9 protein-coding genes are annotated in these 21,674 nt (G+C 34.7%); 2 read left to right on the top strand and 7 right to left on the bottom strand.

All coding sequences use genetic code 11. The annotated features are described in order from the left end of the window. Positions 1-24 precede the first annotated feature (24 nt). The 7 genes from ACEN92_RS19680 to ACEN92_RS19650 all read right to left on the bottom strand — a co-directional run bounded on the left by ACEN92_RS19680 (position 25) and on the right by ACEN92_RS19650 (position 18,509). The gene (locus ACEN92_RS19680; protein ID WP_495640018.1) at positions 25-5,451 is read right to left on the bottom strand and encodes a LamG-like jellyroll fold domain-containing protein; all 5,427 of its coding nucleotides are present in this window, start codon (positions 5,449-5,451) and stop codon (positions 25-27) included. Between the two features lie 677 nt (positions 5,452-6,128). Continuing rightward, complete coding sequence (locus ACEN92_RS19675; protein WP_495640017.1) at positions 6,129-7,307, bottom strand: DUF5013 domain-containing protein; 1,179 nt, start codon at positions 7,305-7,307, stop codon at positions 6,129-6,131. A gap of 73 nt (positions 7,308-7,380) precedes the next feature. Next, positions 7,381-9,153 (bottom strand): RagB/SusD family nutrient uptake outer membrane protein, encoded by a 1,773-nt coding sequence (locus ACEN92_RS19670; protein ID WP_495640016.1) that lies wholly within the window; start codon positions 9,151-9,153, stop codon positions 7,381-7,383. Between the two features lie 29 nt (positions 9,154-9,182). Then, on the bottom strand, positions 9,183-12,419 hold the full coding sequence (locus ACEN92_RS19665) for a SusC/RagA family TonB-linked outer membrane protein (RefSeq protein WP_495640015.1): 3,237 nt from the start codon (positions 12,417-12,419) through the stop codon (positions 9,183-9,185). Positions 12,420-12,970: 551 nt separating this feature from the next. Further along, entirely contained in the window at positions 12,971-17,158 is a 4,188-nt protein-coding gene (locus tag ACEN92_RS19660; RefSeq protein WP_495640014.1) for a two-component regulator propeller domain-containing protein, read from the bottom strand. A gap of 681 nt (positions 17,159-17,839) precedes the next feature. Continuing rightward, entirely contained in the window at positions 17,840-18,025 is a 186-nt protein-coding gene (locus ACEN92_RS19655; RefSeq protein WP_495640013.1) for a hypothetical protein, read from the bottom strand. A gap of 214 nt (positions 18,026-18,239) precedes the next feature. Further along, positions 18,240-18,509, bottom strand: coding sequence for a hypothetical protein (locus ACEN92_RS19650; protein WP_495640012.1), 270 nt, complete (start codon positions 18,507-18,509; stop codon positions 18,240-18,242). A 115-nt stretch (positions 18,510-18,624) separates the two neighbouring features. Here ACEN92_RS19650 and ACEN92_RS19645 point away from each other — a divergent pair, with 115 nt between their 5' ends. Further along, entirely contained in the window at positions 18,625-19,044 is a 420-nt protein-coding gene (locus ACEN92_RS19645) for a helix-turn-helix domain-containing protein (protein ID WP_495640011.1), read from the top strand. Positions 19,045-19,855: 811 nt separating this feature from the next. Further along, positions 19,856-21,652, top strand: coding sequence for a DUF8693 domain-containing protein (locus tag ACEN92_RS19640; RefSeq protein ID WP_495640010.1), 1,797 nt, complete (start codon positions 19,856-19,858; stop codon positions 21,650-21,652). The last annotated feature ends 22 nt before the right edge of the window (positions 21,653-21,674 follow it).

The following is a 21,674-nucleotide window of genomic DNA, read 5'->3' as shown; positions in this document are numbered from 1 at the left end:
CGGTTTTTCATCAATTAACTTTTTTTATTGTTTAATAACCTTCTTCATAATAATATTATCTCCATTTATAATGTGCAATATATAAATACCGGATGGCAATCCTTCAAAAGACATTTCCTGTAAAGTATTTGTCAATCGCTGCGATTTTATTTTCATGCCTAAGGCATTGTATAATTCAAGTTTTGCACCAGTATATACTTCGTTTACTTTTATATTTAATGTACTGACTACCGGAACAGGATAAATAACGGTTTCACTTGTTTCCTTAAGTTCAGTTTCTCTATTTGTAATACCAAGTGTTGCAGTACTTTCAGCAATCTCAGAAGCACTTAATGCTCGACTATAAATCCTGAATTCATCAATCGCTCCTTTAAACATAGGGTCGTTCCATTGAGATTTCCCTAAATAATTTAGATTAGTACTCCCTATTGTTGAAGGCTTTATGGTAATGCTTGCACTTGATGCTACTAAAGCACCATTAATATAAATACTACAGGTATTTCCTGACTGGGTTACAGCAAAATGTGTCCAGGTATTAAGCGGAGTAGCAAAATTATAAGTTATCCCCTGTTCAGTTCCACCGTTTTTAATTCCATAACGAATTGAGCCTGCTGTTCCTGTCTGAACTGAAAGGAATAGATATTTTGCAGTACCTGTACCAAAATCAAATACTCTCATCCAGTTTGCCAGGGCATCCATTTTTACCCAGGCCGAAATAGTAAAATCATTCAATGTGCTTACAATCCCTGTTGGAAGCGTAGCATAAGAATTGGCTGTACCATCCAGCTGAAGGGCTTTACCATATTTCCCGGTACTACGGCTTGCAGTACTTACCAATGTTCCGTGATTTGCACCCCAGCTATCAATGCCTTGCGTACCACTCATTTCATCAAATTTCAGGTATGTAACTTGCCCAACATTAGGTTTTGCTGTTACTTCTGTACTATTTGGATTTTCCCCAATAGCATCCACAGAAGAAACTACATAATAATAAGTATTGCCATTATTTACAGATGTATCAGTATATTTTGTTCCGGCAGCAGTTCCTATAACAGTATAAGGTCCTCCTGAAGTTGTTGAACGCTTGATCTTATAACTAAAATCCTGAATAGCCTTCCATTCAATAATGTTTTTAGCATCTCCGGAAGCTACAATAACACCTTCTACCGTTGTACTCTGCACTGTTAATGTTAAAGTAGCTGTACCTGTAGTACTACCATTTGAAGCTGTTAACGCGATATTGAATACACCAGATTCTGTAGTTGTTCCGGATATTATTCCTGTATTGGTATTAATAGTTAAACCTGCAGGAAGTCCCGTAGCAGTAAAACTGTTTGGTGATTTAATCCCTGTAATAGTATACGTATAGGATCTGTTAATCAGAGTTGTATCAGTCGAAGCACTCGTAATGACAACAGGCAGGGTGCGGTCATCCAATAATTGGACATCGTTACCAGTTCCTCCTTTATAAGTAATACGGAAATCATAACCACCAACGCTTATCAGAGCCATTTCCGGTAAATCCTTAAATGTTCCTGTCACAGAGCCAGTACCGGTATTATCTAAAATGGTGAATACTGTTCCAGATGGCAATGCTCCTGAATCAAGGCTGTTCAACACTAATTTAGATTGGTTTAAAGAAATATTAGCTGCAATTACCTTGTCACAAGTAGCTGCCGAATTATTCACATCAACCTTATAAGCAGCATCAGTATTAAGTGTAACAAGTCCTGTTGTAGTAAAAGTCCCTGCCGTTCCATCAGTTCCGGGTACTAACGCAGCACCCGCAGCAATTGTTACATTGTTTGTACTTTTTCCATTTCCTCCAAATGCTCCATTTTGAGCAATAACAGGGCTATTATAGGTACCTGTCGAACCATTATTATTCAATAAAAATGTTCCGTTTAATATAGTAGTCGCTCCGCCAAAAGTGCTGTTTCCTGAAAAAGTCAAGGTTCCTGTTCCAACTTTTTCTACTGATAATGTTCCTGACGCATTGGCCATTGTTCCACTAAAATTGGTATTGGTATTCAACGCCCCAATTCTGATAACAGGTGTTCCTGCGACATTGCAGCGAATCCCGCCCCTTCCTGAAAGTGAGCCAAATTCAAGCGCTCCGGAAGTAAACATAATTCTGTGACAATCGACACCTTGTGCGTCTAAAAGCCATGCCGCATTTGCACTTCCTGATTCAGGAACCATAAATGACATACGATGGTTACCACTTCTTAATCTGGTAATGAATGTACCTGTAAAACCACTATTATTCCCGTAAAGGCTAATATTGGCATAGTTATCAGATCCATCATTGGTAAATGTACCTCCTCCTAATAATTTTCCATATAAATTTAAAGGTCCCTGACGCTCGTAAAAGAAACCATTTTTACCTGTTGCTACTTCGATGTCATTGTATAAAGTGGCAGTTGCTGTATTTATACCTGTGTATAATGCACCGCCGTCCATGATGATTTTTCCTGTTCCTAAAGGACCGGCAGTAGGAATACCAGAAGTACCTGTTCCAATACCCAATACCTGAATACCATCAGTTGAGCCCCATCTATATCCGGTTGTCCCTCTAATTATTGTATTGCCTGAATAAGTATTCGCTCCAGACATTATAAGTGCTGACGTTCCTGTTTTAAGTAAACTTCCTGTTCCGCTTATGATACCGCTAAGTTCTAAACTATTATTTTTTGAATTTACATTCAGTTGTCCGTCTAAAACAACAGGTAAACTTAGTGTTTGATTTTGGGCTGAATTATTGATTAAATCACTTTTCAGGTTAATGCTGTTTCCTCCAATGGTATAGTTCACAGCATCCTGAGCAAACATGATTCTTGAAGCAGTTAAGCCTGTTACATCATTGCTAATCGCACTTGTTCCCGTATTTTTAAAAGTCAAAACAGCCGGACTTACCGGAACAGCATTTTCTACCCAGTTAGCCGCAGTATTAAAACCATTACCTGCAGGCTCATCAGTCCAAGTTGAGCTGCTTGTACCGGGATTACCAAATACTTCTGATGAAATTGTGCTTTCTAAAGTAATTCCTTTTGAAGTAATCACATAGTAATACGCAGTGCCATTTGTAACATTATTATCGGTATAGGCGTTGCTTGAAACAGAAGCAATTTCAGTATAAGGTCCGCCACTGGTCATAGCACGTTTTATTTTATATGTTGATGCCCCATCCGCAACATCCCATGTTAAACTAACCTGACCATTGTTACTTACAGCAACAAGATTGGATGGTACTGCAGGAGGAACAGATCCAAATACCTCATTGGATATTGCGCTTTCGTTTTCACCTATTAAAGCAGTGACTACATAATAATTATTAACTTCATAAGCAGGTGCCGGATCAATAAATGAATTCCCTGTAATGTTTGTCTGAATAGCTGTATATGGTCCTCCAGAAATCAATGAACGTTTAACAGAATAGCTCGTTGCATTTGCTGTTGCAGTCCATGTAAGGTTAATGACAGAATTAGCAGAGCTTACCGCTAAATTGTTAATGGCAATTGGTGCCTGATCACTCATTACATCAATAACAAGGGCCGATTTTCCTGTTCCATTGGCATTAGAAGCTTCTAAAAGCACTACATTTTTACCAACAGTAGCAGGCGTTCCTGAAATAATACCGGTTGCAGGATCAATAGTTAAACCATCAGGTAAAGCAATTGCAGCATAAGTTGTTGGAGAACCATTGGCAGCAACATTAAAATTAAAAGCTGTTCCTAAAGTTCCTGTTGCCGAAGTTGAACTATTGATTTCAGGTGAACCAACAGGGAAGGTATTATTGATAGCCACATTGCTAAACGTAGCTGTGTTTAATGCTGAAGTATTTCTTGATACTGTATAAAAACCAATATAAGCATCAGCAGGAAGTGAAATGATGAACAAAGCAATATTTGTCCATGTGTTTCCATTTGCAGAATGATAAACAAATACTCTGTTTCCAACCCGTTCTAACTTCAGCCACCATGATGAACTCGTACTATAATGGGTATAACCGCTGCTTGAAGCTGTAGCTCCTGAACCGCTTGCATTGATAGTCCCCGGCGGATTAAAATTGATAGATACATATTTTGATGTAGTAGACAGCGATTCACGAATCATCAGTCCTGATACTGCATTACTAATAGAATTATTTTCGATTTTAGCTACGATGGCCGCATCCCCTTTTACAGGTTTAAAAGTAAAATTATTGGAGCTGGCAGCTGATGAACCTGCTCCCTTCACTGTCCAGGTTCCTGCGTTGGAAGTAACACTTCCTTTAATACCGGTAATACCAATGTCTGTATTACTAAAATAATTCGATGGTACAGCACTTTCAGAAGGATAAACAATCGGAGTCATGGCTGTTGCCGTTGAATTGTCCGAAGATTTTAAGTATAGGAATGACCATGCTCCTTCACCAACTAATGTACGCATCTGATCCGTATATGGAGTTGGAATACCTTTACGGAGTGAATAGGCAGCCTGTATAATATTATTGAATGGATGTTGTTTACGAGAGCCTGTCGCTATTCCCCAGCCATTAGTCCAATATACTGAGTATCCGCCATAAGGTGTAAAAGTCAGTCCTGTCGGATCTATCGCATAATGATTATATAGTTCCCCAACTGCTAAAAGGCGATTGTTCATTTCGGCAAACATATCCACCCCTTGCTTAAAGGCGACTTCGGCATCCCATGTCAGTGCCCAGGCCTGCCCAAACCAGTGATCATCACGACCGGAATCACCTACTTGTCCTGATGGCAAGCTATTACGCAAAGCAGTACCGGCTTCCATTCTGTATGATTCTATGGATTGATTCCACTTTACTTCATCATCTAAAAAAGCAGCTATACCCAAGGCAATTTGTAATTGGATTGCTCCTTTATTACAATCTCTCAGCGGATTAGGAACCCAGGAGGCAGGATAGAGTACATTGGCAAAATAATTATTGACATGTGTTGTATTATCTGCTGTCCAGCCTGGATAGGTACTCTTTAAAATATCGGCAGCGGTTATAAAATATGGCGCATAATCACCAATGTCCAGCATGTTCTCTCCTCCGCCCCAGGTGGTATTGGTTACAGCCCAGGCATCTAATATTTGAGTAGCTTTGGCGGCATAGGCTGCGTCTCCTGTAAAAACATACATAAAAGTCAAGTTATGAATAGCAACCATGTCTATTTTCCATGGGCTATTGTTCAGATCCGGTGAACGGGTCACCGTTGCAAATGGTCCTCTCATAGCGAAAGAAAGTTGAGATCTGTAATCGTTTTTTAATGCATTATAACCTGAAAGCCAAGGTTCTTTGGTTATGTTTACTTTCAACTGATCCAAATCAGATTGGGTGAATGGAATGCCCGGATGGACGAATGTCTTTTGGGCCGAAGCATTTTGGCTAAATACAAAAAACAGCAGCAAGATTCCAACTAATGAAATTGAATTAAGTTTTCTCATTGATTTAAAAGTATAAAATTCGTGAAGTTTTCAACTATGTGTTTACTGTTTCCCTTCTGAAAATAGTAAATAAGAGTTGTTTGATTTTTTCATGTCCTCAATAAAAGTGGTAAATGGGACTGAAAAGCGTAAATTAAAATCGTGGTATTTTTAATTTACAAGCCTATTCATTAAACGTTTAATCCATAATTTAAACATACATTAAACTGGATTCATAATATTTTCTTTAATGAATTAAATGAAGCTTTGAGAAGACTTCTTCCGGATCAATATCTATCGTTTGTAAAAGATAATATAAGCCAGTCTTATGACACGAAATATCCTGTCTTTTTGAAAAAAAAGGATAATTAGAAAAAAATATAGTAGTTTTTATTTCATAACATAATAGTCTGCATTTAGGTTTGGGGTTAAAATAATTTCAATAATTAAAATCCTGATTAATTAAAAATCCTTGGCGTGATTAATAAAACAATAACAACCAAGGATTTAACTACAAGTGAATTATGTTTTTTTTCTTAAAACTCTATTTCAACTACATTTAACTGATCAAAGTCTTTAAAATTACCATTTGGTTCAGGCATAAAGTGGCAATGTTGAAATAGCGGCAGGCAAAGTGCCTCCATAGAAGGATTGTCTCTTTAATTCCTTATCATTTTTAAACATTAAATATTCAAAAACTAATTTTTGACTAATTTTATATACGATACCCAGAAGTAGTTATTAGCTGTCAGATTACCCAGAAATCCAATAGAAACCACTTGAGGAGAAGTGATATTAAACGTTAAAGTTTTAGTTTCCGTAGCGCGAGGCTGACTCGTTCCAACAACTGCTGGATTAGGAAGCGCCACTGAGGCTATTGCTGTAGAAAGATTAGACAAAGTAGGAATACCGTTTCCTCCTGCTGCTACCACACAATAAACTGAAGAATCAGTCTGAATTTCAGAGTAAACTTTAAATGTTATAGTATAACTTCCTACTGATAAAGGCATAGAAGTAGGCTGATATATTATTCCGTTAGTTATAGGAGTATTTCCATAAGTTTCCCAACAAATATTACCAATAACATTATCTGCCTTATCAGCAGTATATCCTCCATAAGTAGCTGATTTATTTTTTGCGGCAGCATTGGTAACCCATGGTGCGGCAAGAGTTCCCCATCTGCCACTTACCCCAGATTGAGTGAAGCCAGGTCCGGTATTTTTTAAAAAATAAGGGGTAAGATCACCAGCTGCATTTGGATTTACTATTGGTGAAGTACTAGAAATGGTTAAACCTCCCATTGTAATTGAAACAAAACCAGTAGCATAGTTTGCTGGTGTCATTACAGTAATCTTATTGTCTGCAATGGTTTGTATTGTTGCTGCAGTTCCACTAAAACTTACCGCTACTTTTGATGCATCGGTGCCAAAATTAACTCCATTAATAGTTACAATATCAACCTCTGGTAAAGCAACAGGGTTCAAAGCATTAGCTGAGACAACTGACGTAATTGCCGGGGCAGGCATAACTGTAAATGATCCAATAATCCCACTGTCATGATTCCATATCTTAAGACTTACATCACCTGACACTGCATTAGCCGGAACCTGAACGACAATTTTAGTATCTTCACAAGATACAACGTTAGCCAAAATAGTTCCAAAATATATTTTTACAGCTTTTGGTAGTGTCCCAAAATCTTTACCCGTTATGGTGACATTTATTCCTGGATATCCAGCTTCAGGGCTCATTCCGGTAACTGTCTGCTCCGGATATTCGTATATTTTAAAATTTGCATCCGCCTCACAGCCGTTTAATAAAATTAACATCCCTATCAGCCACATAAAACTGATGTATTTTTTTATTTGTAATTTCATGATTAAAAATTTAAGATGAATATTTTTAAGGCTGGCAAGTATAAAAAGTACACTTGCCAACTTTATTATTTAATTAATAACCTGGATTTTGTTTAAGATTAGGATTTAAATTACGTTGACCCTGAGGTATTGGCCACAAATAATTTTTCTTTGAAAAAACACGATTAGTTTTACTGTCTATAACAATACATTTCAAAGGCCCTTTACCTGTATTGACAATTTCTTCGCCCCAAACATAAGTTGATGGTTTATATGCTGTAGTTGCAGCACCGGTAGCGTCTCTATAAGGTGTAGTATATGATGCATCTCCTACTACCTGACCACAAGTAGACTGATTAAGTTCTGCTTCGGCAATACCCCAACGTTTCAAATCATCATAACGGAATCCTTCACGGTACAATTCTAAAGTGCGTTCCCTTCTTATTTCTTCTTTCATATTCAATCCATTAGCCGTAACCAACGCATTAGTCAAAGAAGCAACACCTGCTCTGGACCTGATTTTATTGATTGACAGATTCAAATCAGCATCTGAAATGGTTCCATCTTTTTCAAACAAAGCTTCTGCGTACATTAGATATACTTCTGCCAATCTAATAATCGGATAATTGGCAGATTCCTGATTGGCATTTCTGTAAGTACCATATTTATAAGCAATAAATTTTCTGTTTCCGTAACCACCGCCGCCATTTACTAAAGATGCGGTTGTAGGTGCGGCTCCCATATATCCTAATATTCTTAAGTCCCTGTTTTTAAATTCATCTCCCACGGCATGATATCCCTGGAATAATGGAGATTTGGAAGGCGGCAACCCATCGGTGCATAAAAACATATCCATCATTTTTCGGCTGTTACCTGCATTCCCTGAGGTTAGTGATAAATTTTGATTCCCTGTTCTTAAGGTTACATCATACACTCCATAAAGAATAAACTCATTATTACTGGCTTTAGTCAAGCCTCCGGGATTACTCCCCGCATCTTCCAGATTAAACAAATAGTAATAACTCTCGTTTATCATTCCTGCAGTACTATTATAATTCCACAAAGAATATCCTCCATTATCCATTATTTCTTTGCATAAACTGGCAGCATCTGCTAAAAAGGTACTGACCTGATCTGAAGCAGGGCCTGCAGAACCATCAAAATCTGTAGATGTACCATTGTATTTTCTCCAGGTAGCCTCATATAATTCTACCTCAGCTTTTAATGCTTTAGCAGCCCATTTACTAATACGACCTTTATCTGTAGGTGTAATTGCTGATTCGACGGGCAAATTTGCTATTGCTTTATCCAAATCAGATAAAATCTGAGTAACAACCTCATATCTGCTATTGCGGGGCGCCTTCAATTCAGGAGAGTCAACAGTTAAAGCGTCGTTAACGATGGGCACACCTCCAAAAGTTTTTAACAAAGAATAATAAGCATTTGCTCTAAAGAAATAAGCTTCGGAAATATAGCGTGCTATATCATTTTTATCCCCCGGATAAACAGCTTCCTTTGATAGCAGGATATTAGTTTTACGTATCCATGCATATGGATTAGTCCATCGGGCATCACCAGCCCCTACTCCTATTGTACCACGTCCGACATCTGCCTGGAAATTGAAATAAACTGATAAATCTGATGAAAAATCCATGTGTTGATAAATCTCATTGCCTCCATACGGTGATCTCCAGCCCATCAATTGGCCATAAAAATCGGTAGTATACGCTTTAAAATCAGAAGCTCTAACAAAATAAGAAGCATCACTAAAAGCATCCTGAGGTTTCAAATCCAGAAAATCGTCCTGACAAGAAAAAAGACCTAATGTCAATCCTCCTATAAAAGTCATATATATTAACTTTTTCATATTGTATGTTTTTACTATTTATAAATTACTTATAAGCTTACATTTATACCAAAAGACAAGGTTCTATAATAAGGGTAACCTGCATTTTGAGAAGTTTCTCCCATCTCCGGATCATAACCGTCTTTTATTTTAGTGGCTTCCCATAAATCATTTCCTGAGAAATACATCCTAACTCTATCTAATTTAACTTTGCTTGTAATGCTCTTTGGTAACGTATAACCAATGACTAACGATTTCAAACGGATATAAGCATTGTTTTCCAGCATAAAATCATTAGAAGAATAATTCCAGTTTGCCCGATTTGAATTAGTTGTTAAACGAGGGAATTCGGCATTGGGATTATCAACAGTCCAGGTTCTCCCTTCAAAATTAGTTGGCTGGTTGGTAGAAAGAACTGCAAATGGATAGGCTAAATAGCCTGAACGCATAATTTGCTGTTTACCAACTCCCTGAAAAAAAGCACCAAGATCAAATCCTTTGTATGAGCCTCCTAAATTGATTCCGAATATATAATGTGGATTAGCATCACCCATATACTTAAGGTCACTGGTTTTACTGCCATTCCCCGTAACAACTCCATCACCATTCAAGTCAAGTCTTTTAGTATCTCCCGGTCGTAATTGAGATGCCGTTCCAACAACAACTCTGTTCATTTCTTCCTTTCCTGCAGCGTTGGCAGCATAATACGCATCAACCTCTGCCTGATCTTTAAAATACCCATCTGTTTGAAATAAGAACCAGGAATTTAATGGATATCCGTTTACATTATTTTTACCGGCACCATAAGTATCAGCACCTTCTTTATGTTTCAATAAGTTTTTGGTATCGCTTATGTTAAAAGAAACATTATAAGAAAAATCATTTTTGTGGTCTTTCCAGGTAATTACAGCTTCCCAACCATTTACATTCAGTTCTCCACTATTGGTTTTAGGAGCTGTAGCACCTAATACAGCCGGGTAAGCAACATCTGTCAGCATCCCCTTATTGTCTTTTATAAAGAAGTCATATGTCGCAGATAATCTATTATCAAAAAAAGCAAGATCAAGCCCTATATTTTTTTGATATACCCTTTCCCATTCTCTGTCCAAACTCACCAAACCGCCTCCTGCTAAAGAAGAACTTGTTTGATTTGCCGGAGTTTGCCCTAATACTGCTGTACCAAGATTAACCGTTGAAACATAATCATAATTCCCAATACCTGTATAATTTCCTGACACTCCGGAAGAAACTCTGATTCTGCCAAAATTCCAAACAGAATTATCTTTCAGGAAACTTTCTTTACTAAATACCCATCCTAATTCGACTCCCCAAAAATCCTTAAATTTATATCCCGGAGCAAAATTGGATGCTCCGTCATGACGTCCTAAAAGCGAAATAAGATATTTTTCGTCATAGTCATAATTAAATTTGGCTAAATAGGAATAATTCCCAAATTGGCTTTTTCCTCCTCCATTGAATGAAGTTGTAGGATCTGCAGTATTTAAATCGTACACTCCCAGATCTGTAAAAAAGGCACGTGATCCGGATAAGGTTTGAATTTGTGTTTTCTCAGCATTCACACCTGCAAGGGCTGAAAAATGATGATGCCCATTAAAGGTTTTATTATATCTTAACAAAGCCGAATAATACTGATAAAAAGAATTGTAGTCTCTGGAAGTATATCCCGGATTACTTGCACTCTGAATTGTGTTGGAAAGGTTCTCAACAGATTTATTACCATACCAATCGTACAATTGAACCGGTATTATATAACGCTCCTGATTAAAATCTTCTTTCTGATATGAAACCAATCCTTCTAAATCCAATCCTTTTAACAGATTGAAAGTAGCTTTAAAATCTAACCTGCTGGTCAAAGACTTTCTATTGTCTCTACCACCATCGGTTGTTGCTGCCGCAGAATTCCTGTTCCCTACGTTTCCAAAATTGGCATTCCATTGCCCATACGGATTTTTAGCAGGAAAGAAAGGCATATCCTGAGCATATAATGCTGCATCGAGTCCAACGGAAGGTGTTTGTGTAATAGCATTTATAAAACTGATACCAGTTTCTAATTTTATTCTATCCGATAATTTATAATCGTAATTAAAACGTGCATTATACTGTTTTTGCCCATCATAAGCCGTTGCCAGATTTCCCTGATTATCAGCATATCCAAGAGAGAGACGATAACCCGAAGTATCTGTTTTATTGGAAATACTTAAATTATGCTGGTACGAAAATCGTTGTGCAAACATTTCATCGATACGATTCCCTTTCCCGATAAATACATCTCCCCAAAATTGAGTCGGATAAATTCCCTCAACCCCGGCTGCCATTTTTTCCATATTTTCCTTAGTACTCCAGCCCCACCAGTTTGGTGTTGTTTCTTCTGCATTAGCAGCGAGCCATAAAGAGGCATATTGTTGTGATGATGCCGAATAATTGGTAATTCCATTTTGTGTAAAACGTAAATTACTGCTATAATCTATTTTCACTTTTCCTTTCCCTTTTTTAGTAGTAACCAGGATTACTCCGTTAGCAGCACGAGATCCATAAATAGCTGCCGAAGCATCTTTTAAAACACTGATACTTTCGATATCATCCGGATTCATATTCTGGAAAGAAAAATAATTAATTGCAGGAACTCCATCTATAACTACCAGCGGCGTGCCGCCATTGATAGAAGTTGCTCCGCGTATCTGAAAAGCAATTCCTTCATTGCCCGGTCTTGAAGAAGTTCTGGTTACCATTAATCCCGGTGTTTGTCCCTGTAATGCCAAACCTACATTAGTCACGGCCCTGTCTTCAAAAACTTTACTGGTAATTTGCTCAACGGCTCCGGTTATTACGGCTTTCTTTTGAGTTCCATAACCCACAACCACAACTTCATTCAATGATGAAACATCAATTACTAAAGTGACATTGATAGTTTTTTGGGAATCTACACGAACTTCCTTAATTTTATAACCTACAGAACTAAAAACCAGTACTGCATCAGAAGAATCTACATTAATACTGTAGCTTCCGTCAAAATCGGTAGTTGTACCGCCTTTTACACCTTTTACTGCAACATTTACTCCGGGGATCCCTAAATTATCGTCTGCCGAAACTACTTTTCCCGTTACCGTTATTTGTTGCGTTGTTTTATTTTGCAAATCTTTTCCTGAAAAATTTACCCCCGTGTTTATGGCAAACAATTGGGAAGAAAAGCAAATTAGAAAAGACAAGACCAGGGATGGTTTAACCCTGGTCCATATATTCTTTTTCTTCAAGACATTTATTTTCATAATGAATTGTTTTTGTTGTTATTAATTAAATTTGTTTTTGGCTTTTGTTTTTGGTTTTATTCTATATCATTATAGAAAAATGGTAAATCATGATTGTGTAATTTGTAATTTCACATTTGATGTTTTTTTGTGTTAATAATTTTAATACTCGTAATTTTAAACTGGTTTAGTTGCCATATCACCAATTAGTGCAATACAATATTAAATATTAAAGAATATTACCACTATAATTCACCGTTCAAAGACTATAACTTATCATCCATTTTAGTATTTTCGCCCGTATTCCCCATAAAATCACGCACATAAACAACTGAAATACAATGAATCTTAAAAAAAATATTCTTTTTTCTTAACCTGGAGACGTATTTCTAATTCACAAGATATATTTTCCTTCAATTTTAAACTGAAAATTGATAATGAAGAAAAAATGAAATCAGGCCATACTACTTTTAATAATTGAATAATTAATTTTACCGCATAAAAAAGCCTGATTTTAAATTTAAAATCAGGCTGATTGGTTAACTTTTTTTTCTGTGTAAAATCTGTTTTTTTTACTCCTTTTTTTCTTTTTGGTCTTGAATATACTGAGAAGGGGTAACCTTAAAAACTTCTTTAAAGGTTTTTGTAAAATAGGCTGTAGAATTAAAACCACAACTATGCGCTACTTCTTTTATCGAAAAATTATTTGTCAATAATAATTCAGAAGCATATTTTAATCGGATGGTCCTGATAAAATTACTGGGGTTTTGCCCTGTTAATGAACTTATTTTTCTGTAAAACTGTGATCTGCCCATACCGAGATTCCCAATTAAATCATCCAGGGTAAAATCAATATTACTCACATTAGCTATTACAATCTTAGTTGATTTTTCTAAAAATTGTTCATCCAGAGAATTAATAGTCATATCCGAAGAAGGAACAATCCCTCCAATAGATGAAAAACGGTCCCTGGATCTTTTTCTGGCTTCTAAAAGATTAACAACTCTTGCTTTCAAAATATTCATATTAAACGGTTTCGAAAGATAGCCATCAGCACCCGTTTGATATCCCTGAAGAATATCTTCATCAAGATTTCTCGCAGTTAATAACAAAATTGGAATATGACTGATTTCAAAATCATTTTTAACCTCGTGACACAATTCAAACCCATCCATCTTGGGCATCATCACATCACTGATTATAACATCAGGAAAATATTTGCGTATTTTTTCCAGTCCTTCAGTACCATTAGCTGCTTCCTTAACCTTAAACTGGTCGCTTAATTCATTTTTAATATGATTACGGAGAACTTTGTTATCTTCAATTAACAGCACAACCGGTTTATTTCCTTTTTCTTCCTCACTGCTTACATCATGTACGATATCAGACTCATCGTTAATGGCAATTTCATAAGCAACTGATTCTATACTGTTCATTTGCTTGTTAGGCAAAATATTTAGCTTAAACCCTTTTCTGACAAGCTTGCCATCTGTTTTTATGTCTGTTGGAATCTGAACCGTAAAGGTGGATCCTGATTTATATTTACTTTCTACCGAAATCTGTCCCTGATGCAGCTCGACTAAACTTTTAGTGTAATTCAATCCTATTCCTGTACCTGTTTTTGAAGAATCAGCATGAAAAAATCGCTGAAACACCTCTTTTAATTGTTTCTTTTTAAATCCAATTCCTGTATCCGTAATTTTAATCTGAATCATTTTATGAGAAGTCACAGGACTAAAAAACAACCACTTATATTGTTTCTTAAAACTCTCTTCTTCAGAAATAGAAATCTTAATCACTCCTTTATCATTAGTAAATTTGACAGCATTTGATAACAAATTAGCCAATATCTTTTCAATTTTATCCGGATCAAACATACCATAATATTCTTTTAACGAAGACTCAAAAACAAACCGAATGTCTTTGGTCTTTGCCAAATCTTCAAACAAATAAAATATATCTTTAGAAAATTTAATAATATCAAGATTGGTAACTTCCAAATATGATTTCCCTGATTCAATTTTTCTAAGATCCAAAAGCTGATCCACCAGATACAGCAGCCGTTTACTGCTTTTCTGAATTAAATTAGCTGATTTTTTTACCTCTTCAACATCATTTGCCTGAGATAATATTTTTTCAACCGGATTTAATATCAATGTAAGCGGTGTTCTGAACTCATGCGAAACATTGATAAAAAAACGAAGCTTCATCTGGTCCAGTTCGTGTTCTTTCTTTTCATTTATTTTTTTAGCATAAAAATCCAACACAAACCATACACCTCCTATGAGCAATAAAAAATAGAATAAATAAGCCCACCATGTTTTCCAAAAAGGAGGAAGCACTTTGATAAAAAGACTTGTCTTTCCTGCACTTTTCCATTGTCCGTCGATTGACGCTATAACTTCAAATTTATAGGTCCCGGGTGCTAAATTGGCATAATTAGCAATTCTGTTTTTATTTACATTAATAAAATCATTATCCAAACCGCTCATTTTATAAGCGTATTTGACACGTTCAGGATTTTGAAAATTTAAAGCCACAAAACCAAACGAAATATAACCTTCATTATGCTTTAATTCTAATTCCTCCAGATTTGATATGGATTGATCAAAAAGCACTCTTCCGTTTATAGTATCACCAGCATTTATTCTTTTATTAAACACCTTAATATCAGTAATAATTGGTATAACTTTATTTGAGTTAGGCGAAATATCATTAGGATAAAAAATATTAAATCCATTTATGCCTCCCACAATAATTTTCCCGTCAAAAGTTTTTGCAATGGATTTACTTTGAAATTCCACTCCCTGCAATCCGTCGTGGACATTAAAATTTTTAATATTTTGAGTTTTGGGATTCAGTAATGACAATCCGCTCTTGGTACTGATCCATATATTTTTATCATTATCTTCCTGAAGCCCTACCACTAAATTATTAGGAAGCCCATTATTAGAGGAGTAAGAATGTTTTAATTTTAGATTCCGGTCTAATTGATACAATCCCATATCAGTGCCCACCCAAATATTTCCCTTATAATCTTCTGTGATATGATTGATACGATTTCCCTGGATATTCTTAATCTTTATCTCTTCAAAATTAATACTCGCCGGAATTCTTTTATTTAAACTATTTAGTTTCACATAACAAAGCCCCAATGAAGTTCCTACCCATAAACGGTTTTTAGAATCTGCAAAAAGAGAAAAGACAAAATTACTGATCAGGCTTTTCGGATTATTTAAGATGTTTTTAAATTGAAAAAACTTTTCAGTTTCAGTATCAAATAAATTCAATCCCGCTGTTGAGGTTCCAAGCCATATTCGTTTTTGATTATCTTTTGCCGCACACCAAACCGTGTTCTGACCAATTGAAAACGGGTTTGCCGGATCATTCTCATATCTTTTCACCAATCCGGTGTTTGTATCGAATTTATTAAGTCCTTTATCCCACGTACACACCCACAAAACATTGTTTTCTCCTTCTAATAAATATAAAATTTTATTGGAACTTAAAGAACTTGCATTTCCGGGAATTGTTTTAAAATGTTTAAAAGAACCATTTTTATTATCAAATAAATCCAACCCTCCACCATCGGTACCAATCCAAATTCTTCTTTTACTGTCTTCTGTTACAGATTGTGCAATTTTAGTACTTATACCTTTATCACTGTTGGGTTTGTAAAAATGATGCCCGAATGAAGATTTAAACAAAGCTAATTTGTTGATTCCTTTATTATATGTAGCAATCCAATAGATACCATCTTTATCCTCCAGGACTTTTGAAGGCTGGTTGTTTGGCAACGAAAATGGATCATCCTGACTTTGTACCAAATGCTGAATCGCTCCTTTGGTTTTATCCAATAAATAGATTCCGCTGCCATCCGTAGAAGCCCAGACCAAACCCTTTTTATCCTGAAATAAATCAAATATTGGAATAGTATTATTTATTGGTGCAATTTTTTTAATCTTCTGATTTTTAATGTCAAAAATATAAAGATGGGCTAAATCATTTCCAATCCAAAAATCACCGTTTTTATCAATAAGAATTTGCTTTGGCAAGTGATCCAAATATTGATTCTTTTCGAAAACAATGTTAACCCTGTCAAAAGAATTTGATTTTGAATTGTATTTATTCAGATGACCTCCATTTGTACCTACCCAAACATTTCCATATCTATCCTGAATGATACTGGTTACATTATTATTATCTATAGATTTTTTATTGTTCGGATTATTTACATAGCGGGTAAAATCTAAATTGTCAAAAGAGGGCGTAATTGAAGATGTTAAATTAATTTTCAGCAATCCATTTTTAGTACCCACCCAAAGTAAATTTGTTTTTTTGTCAAATAATAAACTATTTATTTCTTCCCTTAAATTTAATTTCTCAACATTTTTGCCATAAAGATTTACTCTGTAAAACTTTTGTGAATCTTTATCAAAGATATTCAGCCCATTGCTTGTCCCTACCCACAATAGTCCTTTACTATCTTCAGTTATTGTATTAATCCTGTTATTACTGATAGAATGAAGGTCATTAATAATTGGTCGGTAAATTTCAAATTCATAACCATTGTACAGATCTAAACCATCTATCGTTCCAAACCATAAAAACCCTTCACTATCCTGAAAAATTTCAACACTGGTACTGCTTGAAAGACCATTATTTGTATCAAAATTTTCGAATTTTAAATTAGAGTATTGAGCAAAGCTAAGTTGATTGAAAGAAAATAGTACCAACCAGATAATTATTGAATTTTTCATTAATCTGAATTAAAATATTATTATGTCGTTTCTTTAAATTTCGACATTGTACCAAAATTAAAGAATAAAACAGATACATAAGAATAAAGGAGTTACTTAAAAACAAAATTTTCGCTAAATAGATATATAATCTACAAAAAATAACACAATTAAATAATAAATATAAAATATTCCTGCAAAAAAAAATAGAGTTTCTATTAATGATTATTCAATGGTAGCAATTTTTTGAATAAAAAATATGCCAGAAAATAATTTCCGGCATACCATGTAAAATAAAAACACTTGAAAAACCAACCCAAATACTTTATACTATTAAAATTGCTGTCGCTTGCTCAGAGCATATTCACAATTATAATCTATGTGACAATATTAAATTATTTAGGATTTATAATATAAAACTTAAAAATCAATATATATAAAACATAGACCATTTATGGCAGATCCTGTTAATTTTCCTGCAGTAAAAAACACGAAAACACTTATTGACTAATCATACAATTAGCTGAAAGTCAATATCATAACACTATAGTCAAAACTATATCTGTAGGAAATACAGCAGAAATCGTTAAAGGCTTCATAAGCCCTACATTTTAATCAGATCCAAATGAGGTTTGGAAAAATAAAATATCTGAGTTATTTATGTTGATTTGTCTTAGTCACAAACCGGTAGACCGAAGGATTTTATTTATTCTTAAAATTGGATTTCATTTTTTGAAAATTGTAAGTGTCTTTTTTATTACATACAATGTTCACCACTATAACTGCCAAAAGTATCAAATCAGCAATTCCTAAAACCCAAACTGTTATTTCAGAATCCAAAACAGCATTTATATCCATTTCCCACATAGTTATGTTTTTTTCAATCATTCAATTTAAGTTTTTGACAATCAATTGTAACCCTATATTTTACTTCAAATATTATAACTATGTATATTTCTTTGTAAAGATTCATAATTTCAGGATATTAGATACACTGGTTTAGCTTTCTTTTCTAACTTTCGTAACCTCCCTAAACCTTCCCAATCTTAAACGCATTATAACCGAATTAATTTTAAAAGATTAAATACAATACTCAAAAACATTATTTTTTCATTTTTTCATAAACAGCTTCCACTTTTAAGACAATATCCCGATCCATTAATTGACAATTCCAAAATCTTTTTAACTTGATCAAATCAATATCCGGATAATGAAATTGCATGATGCCTTTTAATGCATCAAATGATTTAAATCCCATTAAGAAAAACTCACATAAAATTTCAGAACACTTATTAAAGGTTGTAAACCTATTTATAGTCTCAGTTTCCCTAATTGTCAATTTCGATTTAGTTTTCGTATCTTTGTTAGTCATAATAAAACATATATATGTTCATTCGAGAATAAATGTACGCAATATTACACAAAATAATTAAATAAAAAGAAATATTTCTTGTTAAAAAAAGAAATAAATTTATAAAATACACATTATGAATGCATTAGAAATCAGAGAAGGAAGAAAAAAATTAGGTTTCACGCAGGCAGAACTGGCAAAAAAATTAGGAGTTTCAGTTAAAACAATATCAAATTACGAAAATGGCGAAGTAATACCAGAATCAAAAACAGATTTATTACACAGCATATTAAGCAATAATACACTTAATGAGACAACAGCCGAATATCATAATCCAAATGTTTTTCGCGAAAAATTAACAGAATTACAAGAGAAAATAAAAGTCAGAGAAGATTATTTATTTGATTTAGAAAGCATTAAGCCAATAAATTTATCAAAAATTGAACATCAAAAAGAAATAATCAACGTGTTAAAAATGAGGCTTGATCTTATGATGAATTCAAATAAAGAACTGCAGGAAGGCGGGGAAATTTCAAAAGATGAAGAAGAAAATTAATGTATAATGAAACTCCCATAGAAAATCCATAATAATCCTTTTCTATGCCAATATATTTAACCCGAAACGAAAGTTTTCGGGTTTTTTGTTTACTACGCAATTCTTTAACGGGAAGCAAATATGAATTCTTTCGTTTTCATAATTTTAGCTCAATACGTCAAATATCATTTACAATTCATAAATATTGATCAAAAAGAGTCTTGTAAGTCATTCGAAAAAAAACAGTTACAAAAAAAAGAGTCTTTTTTGTTTTTTATTAAACATAATTCAGGTTTTTAGTTAAAATTCATTTTATAAGAAATAACTCCTATGTAAACTACATTACATCCCCGAAAATTAGATTTTATATTTGTATATTTGAAATAATCCGATAATATTATAATTTTTAAGCATTAACTAATTGATTTATAATTGTAAAAACTGCTTTTATCGTGTACCACATTGTTTAGATTAATTTTTAATTAAGATGCTTTAATTCTGAATAAATGATTTCCCAAGTCCTTAAAATATATGCTAAGCATCATTTCTGATTTAATTTCTGTGAAGATTGCCTCAATTCTAAAAATTAGACCTATGAAAAAAATCTTAATCTTAACAGTCCTTGCAAGTCTCACAGCTTATGCAGCACCAACTCCCCCGCCCCCGGGTCTCCCTCCTCCAGCCGTAACAATAGACCGGGAAGTTGAAATATTACTCGCAGCAGGTGTTTTCTTAGGCGTATATTGGATTCGAAAAACCAGAAGGTGAATTTACACCAGTAAAATTCAAATAACTTATAGTCTGATAATAACTAGTACAAAAAATGTAAATTATGAAAAAAATAATACTACTATTTCTGGTACTGATTTCCTCAAAATCTGTTTCACAAATTTATTTTGGTGCCAACGCATCTATGTATGTTAAGAATCAAGTGCTATATGTAACACAAGATGTAAATTTAACTACAAATTCAAATCTATATTTGAGAAATAATTCTCAGCTTGTTCAGGGTACTACCGGAACATCAACTAATACAGGAGCCGGTACTTTATCTGTTTTTCAGGAAGGAACCTCCGATAATTTCGAATATAATTATTGGTGTTCCCCTGTTGGAATAGCGTCTGGTTCTTCCGGAAATGCAAATTTTGGAATTACAATGTTAAACAGACCTACCACTTCTACTGCAGCTACTGCAGCTACTATTCTGGGTGCGGGGAGTTATGATGGCATTGCAAACCCTCTCTCAATTGCGTCAGCCTGGATTTATAAATTAGTTAATTCCAATAATTACTCGCAGTGGGTTGCTGTAGGCAGCGCCACAACTATTGCACCGGGGGAAGGTTTTACCATGAAAGGGACCAGCGGAAGTGATTCTGTTGATCCTGAAGGAACAGGCATAACCAATAATCCGGGCACAGGTGCCCAAAGATATGATTTTAGAGGAAAACCAAATGATGGAAATATTACTATAACGGTAGGTCTGGGTAACTCAACATTAACCGGAAACCCCTATCCTTCAGCATTACATCTGAATGCATTCCTTTTGGATGCTGCAAATAGTGCATCAGGCGGCGTAGCCTATTTTTGGGAACAGGATAAAACAGTAAACTCACATTACCTTACCGCTTATAGAGGCGGTTATGGTTCTTATTCACCCGGTACTTTAGGGTCAAATGGTGTTTATGTGCCCGCTACTTTTAATTCCTACACATCTACCGGAGCCTTAAATACAACAGGAACATCATCCGGATTGGTAATAGAGCGTAAATATTCGCCAGTTGGCCAGGGTTTTATAATTAATGCCACAGCAAATGGAACATTGACATTCAAAAATTCCCACAGAGCATATTATCAGGAAGATAGCGGTTTATCAAAATTTGAGAAACCGGCAAAAACAGGTAAAACAGTTAAAAGCACAGAAACTAATGAAGATATAGTTGAAATTTCGCATTTTAAATTAAATACTATAATCAACAATCAATTTACCAGACAACTGGCGCTGGCTTTTTTACCTGAAGCTACTGACGGAGTAGATTTTGGCATTGATGCTATGAATATTGACGAAGACCTTCCTAATGATGTATCTTTTTCGATTGCAAATGGTAATTATGTTATTCAGGGAGTTACTTTTGATCCTTCAAAAAGAATACCATTAACAGTAAAAGTTACCAGCAATGCGACATTCAAATTTTATGTTCCGGAAGTCGTAAATTTTGATTCCTCAGAAAACATTTATTTGTATGACGAGCTTGACTCCTCTTATCATGATATAAAAAGTGGCACATACGAAGTAACTGTTGCACCCGGAACCTATTCAGACCGATTTAAAATTACGTTTGCAAATCAAACATTAGGCACTCCTGATGAGGCCATTAACAGTTTATTCATTAATCAGGATAACATTAATCACAATTTAAAAGCTTCAAACCCTAATCATTTAGCAATAAAATCATTTAAGCTATATGACATGCTGGGCAGAGTTGTATTATCCAAAAAAGATTTGGGTTCAGACCCTAATTATGTTTTTTCAACCAGCAGTATGAGCCAGGGTGTTTATATCGCAGAATTCTTAACAGCAAATAATGAAAAGCTGACTCAAAAAGTTTTTATTTCAAATTCAGGCAACTGATAATTGATTTTAAATCAAACCT

Source organism: Flavobacterium sp. Flavsp81, from assembly GCF_059491325.1.
The sequence above is the reverse complement of the archived record's forward strand: the minus strand, read 5'-3'. Positions and strand labels throughout refer to the sequence as shown.